Below are 10,306 nucleotides of genomic sequence, written 5' to 3'. Positions count from 1 at the left end.
CCCCCAGCCTCGCCTCCGGCCACGGCGTCCCGATAGGACACCGTGGCCGGAGGCGAGGCTGGGGGCGGGGCCGGTGTCGGTGTCGGGGGAGGCGTCACCATCCTCGCGGCCGGTGGGCCAGGCGGAACGGGCGGTGGCACGCTCACCCCGACTGCACCACGGAGTCCACGTCCGGGGATGGGTCGGCGCCGTTCATCCCGGCCGTGATCTCGCTCACGACGTCCTCCAGCAGGTACTTGCCGAGATGGTCGGTGTGTGGGAGCGGCACCGGATACACCCCGTCGAAACAGGCCCGGCAGAGCGTCTCGGCCGGCTGCCGGGAGGCCTCGACCAGGCCGTCCAGCGAGACGTAGGCGAGCGAGTCGGCACCGAGCGACTCACGGATCTCCTCGACGCAGGCACTGCTCGCGATCAGCTCCGCCCGGGTGGCGAAGTCGATGCCGTAGAAACACGGCCAGCGCACCGGGGGCGAGGAGATCCGCACGTGTACCTCGGCGGCGCCGGCCTCCCGCAGCATCCGTACCAGGGCCCGCTGGGTGTTGCCACGCACGATCGAGTCGTCGACGACGACGAGCCGACGGCCGTCGATCACATCACGCAGCGGGTTGAGCTTCAGGCGGATGCCACGCTGGCGGATGGTCTGCGACGGCTGGATGAAGGTGCGTCCCACATAGGAGTTCTTCACCAGGCCCTCGCCGTAGGGAATCCGGCTGGCCTCGGCGAAGCCGACCGCCGCCGGCACGCCGGACTGCGGCACCCCGATAACGAGATCGGCGTCCGCCGGGGCCTCGCGGGCGAGGGTACGACCGACCTCGACCCGGGCCGCGTGCACGGAACGGCCCGCGATCGTCGTGTCCGGGCGGGCCAGGTAGACGTACTCGAACAGGCAGCCGTGCGGCGTCGCGGGCGCGTATCTGCGCGAGCGCGGCCCGGCGGCGTCGATGACGACCAGTTCGCCGGGCTCGATCTCGCGGACGAACTCGGCGCCGACGATGTCGAGGGCCGCGGTCTCGCTCGCCACGACCCAGCCGGCCGCCGGGGCGTCCCCGCCGAGCCGGCCGAGGACCAGCGGGTGCACCCCGTGCGTGTCCCGGGCTGCGTACAGGGTCGAGGTGTCGCAGAAGACCAGCGAGAACGCGCCGGCCAGCTGTGGCAGCACGGCCATGGCCGCGTCCTGCAGCGTCGGGCCCGGATGGGCGGCCAGCATGGCCGTGATCAGATCGGAGTCGGTGGTCGCCCGGATCCGGTCCTCGCCGGTGTCGACAAGATCGGCGGCGAGCTCGACGGTGTTGGTCAGGTTACCGTTGTGACCGAGCGCGACAGCGTTTCCACGCTGCGATGAGCGGTAGGACGGCTGGGCGTTCTCCCAGGTCGACGACCCGGTCGTCGAGTAGCGGGTGTGCCCGATGGCCACGTGGCCGGACAGGCTGGCCAGCGTCACCTCGTCGAAGACCTGGGCGACCAGCCCCAGCTCCTTGAAGACGAGGACGGTCCGGCCGTCGGCGACGGCGATGCCCGCCGCCTCCTGACCCCGGTGCTGTAGCGCGTACAGTCCGTAGTAGGTGAGCTTCGCGACGTCCTCGTCCGGCGCCCACACCCCGAAGACCCCGCAGGCGTCCCGCGGACCGGGATCATCGGAGTAGTCGAAAACGCCATGATCGGGACCGCAGCATCCCGCACCGAAGCTCCCAGCGCCCGTGTGCGATGCGCTGGGGCCACGCGCCGTCACAGCCTGCGGAATGCGGGCAGACCCGGGGCCTCCCGCCGAACAGGCAGGTGGACAGGTCGAACAGTCACCGACGTCGCGCAACACAGCTCCTTGGACGTCATTGGTACTGGTCCGACGTCCACGCTAGCAGCGCGGGCCCGGGGCGACACCCGTCGATCTACAACTCATGCGGGCGGGAGCGGATATCACAGGCATGTTCAGCGTTTCTGACAGCAAAACCAGCGCGGCGACGTTCCTGGCGGGACGGCGGGACGGCGGGACGGCGATCATCACACCGGTCGGGAGCACCAGGCGTCCCAGCGTGATCATCTGGTCCGCGGCGGCGGGCCCGTCGGGCCGGCGGCCGGGTGAGCCCAACCGGATGATTCCGGTCAGGCGATCCGCAGCAGCGGGAGGTACGGACGAAGATCGGCGCGGGCGCCGCTGGCTCGGACCCGACCGTCCGCCGTCGCATCCGACCAGCTCAGCCGGCCTGCCGCGAGCTCGACGAAGGCGACCGCCCCGGCCTCGACCACGTTCGGCGGGGTGCCCCGGGTGTGCCGCGGGCCCTCGACCGCCTGCACCGCGGCGAAAGGGGGTACCCGGACCTCCACCGAGCGCCCCGGGGCACGGGTCACGAGCTCACCGGTGCACGCCTTCACGGCGAGCCGCAGCGCGTCCCGGGCCGGCTCGACCCCGAGATCCAGGCCGTGCACGACGCCCGCCAGCACCTCGGCGAGCAGCAGATCCCCGAGGCGTATCCCGGCACCGCCATCACTACCACCACCGCCGTCCGTCCCGCCGGTTCCGGCGGCCGGGAACCCGTCGTCGGCGGCCGTGACAGCGACCAGACGTCCGGTGTCGGCGCCGTCGACAGCGGCCACCGCGGCGGCGACGCGCTCCCGCAGCCGCGAGCGGGCGCCGGCCGCGAAACCAGCGGGATCGCCCAGAGCGGGGGCGTCGAGGCCGCCGGCCGTCGGCTGCCGGCCGGCAGGGAGGGCGGTGAGATGGCCGGCAAGGTAGACGGACGCGGACAGCGTCGGCGCGGTGGCGGGCGGCGGTGCGGACGCGGCCGCGTCCGCGAGCGCGGCGACGGACCTGGCCAGACGCCCGACGACGTCCGCGACGCTGCGGCCGGGCAGCCGGCTCGGCCGCGTGAACGCCAGGTCGGCGGATGCGTCCACCTGGTCCGCGATCCGCTCCCACTGGCCGATCAGCGCCGGCACCAGCTTCGGATCATCACGACGAGCCGCGGACGCCACCGTCCGATTATCGACCGCACGCCAGCGGCCGGTCGTCAGCCGTCAGCCGGTGGTCCGGTCATCGGCCGTCGGTCGGTGATCAGGCCGCGACGCGATTATTGATCTTTTACTCCTGGAACGCTGGCCTGGGCCGTCGAAGAGGAGGATGGGCCGATGGACACGCAGCCGTACGGGAACGTGATCGTGGACGCGAGCGCCGGCGGCACAGCCCCGGACGACCCGTTCGGGACGGCCGCCATCCGCCGCCGGGTGCTGGACGCCTGGGCCGCCTCCCCCGCCCGCTTCCGCGAGGACGCGAACGCCGAGGAGGACGCCGCCCGCGGCGCCTACCACGACCGCCTCGTCGTGGAACTGCTCCAGAACGCCGTGGACGCGGCCCAGGACGCCGGGGCCGACTGCCGTGTCCTCATAACGCTGACCAGCGGCGACGCCCCCGGCAGCCACGCTCCTGGCAGTCATGCTCCCGGCAGCCGTGCCCCCAACGGTCATGGCCCCGGCGACGGCGAGCGCGGCGGTGACGGTCACGGCAGCGGGGGCGGCAGCATACTGGAGATCGCCAACACCGGGGCGGCGCTGTCCGTACCGGGGGTCGAATCGCTCTCGACACTGCGTGCCTCGGCCAAACGTGACACCGCGGCCCTCGGACGCTTCGGCGTCGGCTTCGCCGCGGTCCTGGCCGTCAGCGACACCCCGTCGATCGTGTCGCGGGACGCCCGGGACACCGCCGGCGTGCCGGGCGGCAGCCGCGGCGTCCGCTGGTCGAAGCGGGAAACGATCGACGCGGTGGGCAGGCTCGGGGTGCCGGCCCTCGACACCGAACTGGCCCGCCGCGGCGGTGCCGTCCCGGTGCTCCGGCTGCCCCTGCCCATCCTCGACGCGGCACCGCCGCCAGCGGGCTATGACACCGTCATCCGGCTGCCGCTGCGCGACGCCGACGCGACCGCCCTGGCCCGCGCCCTGCTCGCGGGCCTCGACCCGACGCTCCCGCTGGTCATGCCCGGGCTCACCGAGGTCACCGTTGTGATCGACGGCGTCCCGCGGACCCTGTCCTGCACCTGGGCGGACCGGACACCGGACGGCATGGAGATCGCGGTGCTCGACGGCAGGCGCTGGCTCGGCCGGGTCCGGCGCGGGATGATCCCGCCCGCCCTGCTCGCCGACCGACCGGTGGAGGAGCGGGCCCGCACCGGGTTCGAGACACGGGCCTTCGTACGCGAGGGCGGCTGGCCCGCGGACGTGCCGAAACTCGTCCGCGCGCCGCAGCCGACCGACGAGCGGCTGTCGTTGCCGGTGCTGGCCAGCGTGGGCCTGCCGCTGGAGCCGTCCCGTCGGCACACGGTCGCCGGCCCGCTGCGGGACTGGCTGGTCGACCGGCTCGCCGAGACCGTCGTCGACCTCGCCGTCGACCTCGCCGTCGACCTCGGCAACGGCCGTCTGCCGGCACCGGACGCCCAGCCCACGTCGGCACCAGCGTCAGCACCGACGATCGCGAATGTCGCATCGACACAGACGCAGTCGCTCTGGGACGTCCTGAGAGCGCAGGAGACCCTGGACACGCAGTGGCCACAGGCGGATCCGGCGGGACCTGCCGCCTCGTCGCCGCGGACAGCGTTGGACGCCTCACGCTGGCAGGCAGCGCTGGACGCCCCGTCGGCTCCGGCGCCGACGGCCTCGCTCGAGCTCGTCCCCACCGGGCTGCCGGTCGGCGACGTCGACGCCAGACTGCGGGACACCCTCGCCCGGCTGCTGCCGGACGCGCCGATGCTGCCCGGCGGCCGCCGTGGCGGCGACTGTCTCGTCTGCGACCTCGGCCCCGCGACCGATCCGGTCACCGCGCTGCTCACAGCCGCACCCGACGGTCCCGCCCCGGCCCTGGAAGATCCCGCTCCGGCCCTGGCGTCCACGGGCACCGCCGTGCTCACCGGCGGTCTCCCGCCCGCCGGCGCGGACCTGTCCGTCGGTGACGACGATCGCGCGGGCGGGCCCGTCGACGACCCCGGTGGCACCGTCGACGGGCTGTTGCCCGCAGCCTATGCCGCCCGCCGCTGGCGGCCGGCCCTCGACGCCCTGGGGGTACGCCGCCTCGACACCGCCGGGGTCGTCGAGATCCTCGCCGAGCTGCGCAGGACGCCGGCCTGGTGGGCGCGGGTCTACGCGGCGCTGGCGAACGCTCCCGACCGGGACGCCCTCGGCGCCCTGCCCGTCCCGCTGGCCGCTGCCGCATCCACCGCTGCCGGAGTCCCCGCGGCCATAGTCCCCGCGGCCGCTGTGACCACCACGGCCATCGCGGACGCGGACACCGACACGAGCGTGACCGGCGTCGCCGACAGCCCCCAGGAGCTGGGTGTCCGGATGGTCACCGGCCCGCGCGGGGTGCTGCTTCCCACCCCCGAGCTGGACGTTGTCGCGCTGGTGGCCTCGGGTCTCCCGCTGCGGGTGGCGCATCCGGACGCCTGCGCCGGTGCCGCCCGCGACGCCCTGCGCACACTGGGCGCGGTCGAGGGCACCCCCGCCGGTGTCCTGCGCGACGGCTCCGTCCGTGACGCGATCATGGATGTCGACGCGGACACCGATCCCGACGCCGCGCTCGCGCTGGCGGGCGCCGTCCTCGCTCTGGTCCGGGACGCGGGCCTCGGTGTCGCCGGCGGCATCGATGGCGGCGGCATCGGCACTATCGACGACGGAACCATCACTTTTGGCGACGAGGGTGCCTCCGGAGAGCTGTCCTGGCTCGCTGACCTGCTGCTTCCGGACAGCGACGGCGAGTTCACCCCCGCCGCCGAACTCCTGATCACCGACGGCCCGCTCGACCAGGTGCTCGCGGCGGACGCGCCGTTCCGCGCCCTGGCCGACGACTTCGCGCGGGCATGGCCGGTAGAGGTCCTCGAAGCGGTCGGGGTGCTGCGGACCTTTGCCGTGCTCAGCGCCACCGACGTCCGGCTCGATCCGGACGAGCCAGTCCTGCTCGACCTGGACGACAGTGACATCTGGGTGGCGGAGGTCACCGCTGGCGGCTCGGCCGGGGCCGGCCCGGCTCCGGCCGAGCCGGGCGCGCCACCCGCCCTGCGGACCTTCACCGCCATACGCGATCTCGAGCTCGTCGACCCGTCACGGTGGCCCGCCGCGCTCGCGGAACTGGCCCGGCCACCCCTGCGAGACGTGATCATGGGTTTCGACCGGTTCCGGTGGCCCGATCATCCTGGGTGGAGCCGGCGGGCCGGTGCCGACACCGACCCCGATGCCTGGTCGGCCGCGCACGTCGGCGTGTCGTACACGCGCTGGTGGCTCTCGCGCAACGCGCTGCTTCCGGTTGCCGGATCCACGGCCGTGCTGCCGCCACCGGAGCTGGCGCTGCCCGGCGCCGACCCGCTGCTGGTCGGGCTGTTCGCGCCGGCCGCCCCCCTGCCCGGGGTCGACACCGACCTGCTGCGCCGGCTCGGCTGCCGGCTCACGCTCGCCGACGTCCTCGGCGATCCGGACGCCGTGCTCGACCTGCTGGACCGACTCGGCGACGCCGACCGGGACGTGCCGTGGCCGGCGGCCCGCGCCCTCTACATGGCCGCGGTGGACGCCGTCGCGGCCCTCCCCCGTGCCGGAATCAGCAGCGACGGCGCCGACGACGCCTACCGCGAGGCCGACACCGTCGCCGACGGCGAGACCGACAGCGACGGACCGGCCGGCATCGACCCACCGCTGACCGTCCGTACCCCGCACGGCGTGGTACGGACGTCCAACGCCGTGATCGTGGACGCGCCGGACCTCCTGCCGCTGCTCGGCGCGGGACGCGGCGCGCTGCGGCTGCCACTGGACCGGGCGGCCGAAGCGTCCTACGTGCTCGGCGTTCCCCTGCTCTCGTCGCTGGGCGACTGCGACGTCATCACCGCCCACGACATCGCCGTCGAAGCCGGCGAGAGGGCCGGCGCGGCGAGCGCCTCCCCGGCCCCGGAAACCCCGGAAGAGCTCACAGCGCCGGACGGGACGCCGTACCTTTCCCATGGCCGCCTGCTCGTGGCCGATGTCGACGGCCAGCCCACACCTGTCCCGTGGCGGGTGCTCGGCGGCATCGGCGGGGAGATCCACGTCGATGCCGGCGCCGGGACGGACGCGCTGGCCAGGGCCCTGGCCTGGCACGCCGGCACCTGGGACCGCCGGCACGCCATCGCCGAAGCGCTGCGCAACCCTGCCGGCGAAGCCCAACGCCAGGCCGAAGCCGACCTCGACGACTCCTGACCCAGCAGCGCCCGGCCACCGACTCGACAGGCAACAGCGGACACACAGGGCAGGAGCCGCCGTTAAAGGTTAGGCGGTGAACGGATGGCCCACTACGAGGCCCGGCACTGGGAGCCCTCCTATGGCGCGCCCGCCCGCCGCGACCGCCGAGGTGGAACATATCGGTCATATGTTCCGGATCCCCTGGTTAACCGCCCGCTGATGGTCGATGCGGAACTCGACGCCCAATGCGCCCAAGCCGAGGCCGTCGTACGGGGCCTGGCTCACAGCCCGGACGCCCGCGGGCTGGAAGGTCTTGCCCGCTTCCTGCTCCGTTCCGAGGCACTGGCCTCGTCCCGGATCGAAGGGCTACAGGTGGACGGATCGCCATGGCCGCTCCCGTGAGTCCCAGGGGAAGCGGCGTCAGGCGCGTTCCAGTTCAGCCGTTGCGCGGCTACTCCAACAACTTCCCGAAGTGACGGCGACAGACGGCCGGCCGCCGTGGCTGGGAGCGGCTGTGGACGGGGCGGCTATGACGCGGGGTGGTCGTCGGTGCGGGCGGTGGGGACCTGGTGGCGGAGGCGGTTGCGGCGGCGGGTCGTGGACCAGATACCGACCAGGCCGAGCAGCGTGCCGACGGCCGCGGTGGCGATCCACCACAGGTGACCGTCAGCGCGTAGATCATCCCAGAACGGCAGCATCACGATCAGCGCGACGAGCCACAGGACCGTGCCCACCCGCACCGACAGCACACCGTCGTACGGGAGCGGTTCCAACTGTCGCCGCTCACCCGTCGCGCTCACCCGTACGACGCTACCCGGGCCGGGTCGCCCCGGCACGATACCCCGGTACGACGCCCCCGCACGCGGTCCGCCGCGCAGGGACCCCGGCCAGGCGCGGCAACACAGGTCATGATCCAAACGATTTTGCTGCTATATACGGTTTTCGGCCGAAAAAGCGTACACAACGACAAACTCGCGGTGATCTTGCAAGCGGACGGCGCACGTCGGGAGGGCGTCGAGGGGCCCGGCAAACGGCAACGGGGCGTCAGGAGGACAGGAGGGCGCGGCCGGCGGCGGCGTGGACGGCGTCGTCCTGGGGGGTGTGCACCCGTCCGCAGAGGACGTTCCGGTAGTGGCGCTCCAGGGGATTCGTGCGGGTCAGGCCGGGATTGCCGATCAGGGCGACCGCCTTGCCCACCGCGTCGATCGCGGCGTTCGTGACCGCCGACTTCACGACGCTGCCACGGGATGTGGGGAGGGCTTTCCCGGCGTCGACCTCGCGCGTGGTCGCCTCGACCAGCAGTCGGGCCGACGTCGATCTCCCCGACCGCGGCCTGGAAGCGCGGCAGGCTCGCCAGCGGCCTGCCGAGGTTGGACGGTACCCGCTCGTGCAGAAAACCGATCAGCCAGTCCCGGGCCGCCTCGGCGACCCCCAGATAGATCGAGGCGATGGTCAGACCGCCCCACGCCGCGAGGCCGGACGCGACGGTGGAATCGACCGCCCCCGGGTCCCGCAGCTTCGACGCGGGCGTCAGGCCGATCCCCGCCGCGGCGTCCAGGCGCACCCGGTTGAAGATCACGTCGTGGCTTTCGGTTGCGCACATACCGAAGTGGTCCCAGGTACGGACGATCTCGATGCCCGGGGCGTCCGCCGGCACCAGGAAGGTGCCGATCCGCGGCTCGCGCGGTCTTGGCCGCGCCGAGGCCGGCTCCGGCCGCCCGTGGGAGGCGGCGTCCAGCACCGGATCGCCGGCGGCCCCGTCGACGGGATCACCAGCGAGCTCGGCGGCCGGGTCACTGGCGGGGTCGGTGGCTCCCCACACCAACATCCAGCGCAGCACCGGCGCGCCCGTCGAATAGATCTTGTGGCCGCTGAGCTCCCAGCCGTCCCCGGTCCAACGCGCTGTCGTCGCCGGTATGCCGCCGCGGGCGGGGGTGCCGAGATCGGGCTCCACCCGCAGCCCGTTGGCCAGCGCGCCCTCTTCGACGGCGGAACGCGCAATGAGCCCGTACACCTGCGCGGGCCATGGCTCAAAGCGTCCGCAGCTCGCGTGGATGATGTAGGTCATGGCGAGGACCAGTGCGGTCGACGGGTCGCCGCGGGCGATCGTCCCGAGCACCTCGACCACCTCGGACAGGTCTGCCTCCGCTCCGCCGTAGGCGGCCGGCACCGTCAGTCCGATCAGCCCGGCCCGGTGCAGCCGGTCGAGGTTCGCCACCGGAAAGGTCCCCGACCGGTCGTGCTCGGCCGCGGTCGCGGCGAACTCGACGGCCAGTTCGGCCAGCAGTTCCCGACGGGACTGGCGCGATGGCGCGATCGACGGTGTGACGCTCACTGGTGCGCCCCCTGTGCCATTGCAGATCAGGGAATGTTCATCCGGGCCGAAGAACACACGAAACCGCAGCGGGACGGTGGGACACCGGCGTTCACCGGGCGTCGTTTTCCAGGAAGGTCCCGTAGCGGCCGTCGTGGTAGATCAGCGGGGTCGCGTCGTCTCCGGTGTGTGCCTGCAGGACCCGGGCAACCAGCAGCCGGTGGTCGCCGGTGGCGACCCGGTGCTCAAGCCGGGCCCGCACCCAGGCTGGCGCCTCGGCGAGCAGCGGCTCACCGGTCGGCAGCCGTGTCCAGCGGGTCGGCGCGGCGAACCGGTCGATCCCCTTGATGGCGAAACGGTGCGCGAGATCGCGCTGGCTGTCGGAGAGCAGGTGTACGACCACCGTGTCCGCGACGAGCAACGACGGCCAGCTCGACGACGTCGACGCCACGGACAGCGAGATCAGCGGCGGTTCGAGCGACAGCGAGGCCACCGACGTCGCGGTGAAGCCGACCGGGCCGGAGGCTCCTTCCAGGGTCACCACCGTCACCCCCGCGGCGTGCCGGCGGAAGACCCGGCGGTAGGCGTCCGGGTCGACCCCACGCTCGGCGGCGTTCTTAGCATCGGCGGGAGCGGCGCCGACAAGCCGGACCACCGGACCACCGGACCACCGGACCACCGGACCACCGGCGATACCATGATCGTTCAGCGATTCGGTGAGCCGGGCCTGCGCCGCGTGGCAGGCGGCGGCGGACGCGGGCCGGGCCTGGCCGCCGCTCACCGCGCGCCCCCCGACCCGGTGGCCGCCCC

The 10,306-nt window shown here is 73.5% G+C and carries 6 protein-coding genes; 1 reads left to right on the top strand and 5 read right to left on the bottom strand.

Annotation, left to right across the window (positions count from 1 at the left end):
• Positions 1 to 142: 142 nt before the first annotated feature.
• Positions 143 to 1,729, bottom strand: coding sequence for an amidophosphoribosyltransferase (gene purF, locus CM1CMNOD_RS01035; protein WP_165490433.1), 1,587 nt, complete (start codon positions 1,727 to 1,729; stop codon positions 143 to 145).
• A 371-nt stretch (positions 1,730 to 2,100) separates the two neighbouring features.
• The gene (locus tag CM1CMNOD_RS01030) at positions 2,101 to 2,970 is read right to left on the bottom strand and encodes a sterol carrier family protein (protein WP_043602734.1); all 870 of its coding nucleotides are present in this window, start codon (positions 2,968 to 2,970) and stop codon (positions 2,101 to 2,103) included.
• Positions 2,971 to 3,123: 153 nt separating this feature from the next.
• Between CM1CMNOD_RS01030 and CM1CMNOD_RS01025 the strand changes: the two genes are divergently transcribed.
• Complete coding sequence (locus CM1CMNOD_RS01025) at positions 3,124 to 7,200, top strand: sacsin N-terminal ATP-binding-like domain-containing protein (RefSeq protein WP_013871837.1); 4,077 nt, start codon at positions 3,124 to 3,126, stop codon at positions 7,198 to 7,200.
• A 509-nt stretch (positions 7,201 to 7,709) separates the two neighbouring features.
• On the opposite strand, the gene CM1CMNOD_RS01015 is transcribed toward CM1CMNOD_RS01025, so the two are convergent.
• The 3 genes from CM1CMNOD_RS01015 to CM1CMNOD_RS01000 form a co-directional block, all read right to left on the bottom strand.
• Positions 7,710 to 7,982, bottom strand: coding sequence for a DUF2530 domain-containing protein (locus CM1CMNOD_RS01015; RefSeq protein WP_013871835.1), 273 nt, complete (start codon positions 7,980 to 7,982; stop codon positions 7,710 to 7,712).
• The gene (locus tag CM1CMNOD_RS24245; protein ID WP_013871834.1) at positions 7,979 to 9,517 is read right to left on the bottom strand and encodes an acyl-CoA dehydrogenase family protein; all 1,539 of its coding nucleotides are present in this window, start codon (positions 9,515 to 9,517) and stop codon (positions 7,979 to 7,981) included. Before CM1CMNOD_RS24245 ends, CM1CMNOD_RS01015 begins: the two co-directional genes overlap by 4 nt.
• Before the next feature lie 91 nt (positions 9,518 to 9,608).
• On the bottom strand, positions 9,609 to 10,306 hold a 698-nt coding region (locus tag CM1CMNOD_RS01000; RefSeq protein ID WP_347403382.1), incomplete at its 5' end, for a flavin reductase family protein.

The sequence above is a fragment of the Protofrankia symbiont of Coriaria myrtifolia genome, from assembly GCF_900634755.1.
Classification (GTDB): Bacteria; Actinomycetota; Actinomycetes; order Frankiales; family Frankiaceae; genus Protofrankia; species Protofrankia coriariae.
This window is presented reverse-complemented; position numbering and strand designations above follow the sequence as displayed.

Coding starts and splice junctions, on each gene's coding strand:
- CM1CMNOD_RS01025 (WP_013871837.1), top strand. CDS start 3,124: ATGGACACGCAGCCGTACGGGAACGTGATCGTGGACGCGAGCGCCGGC.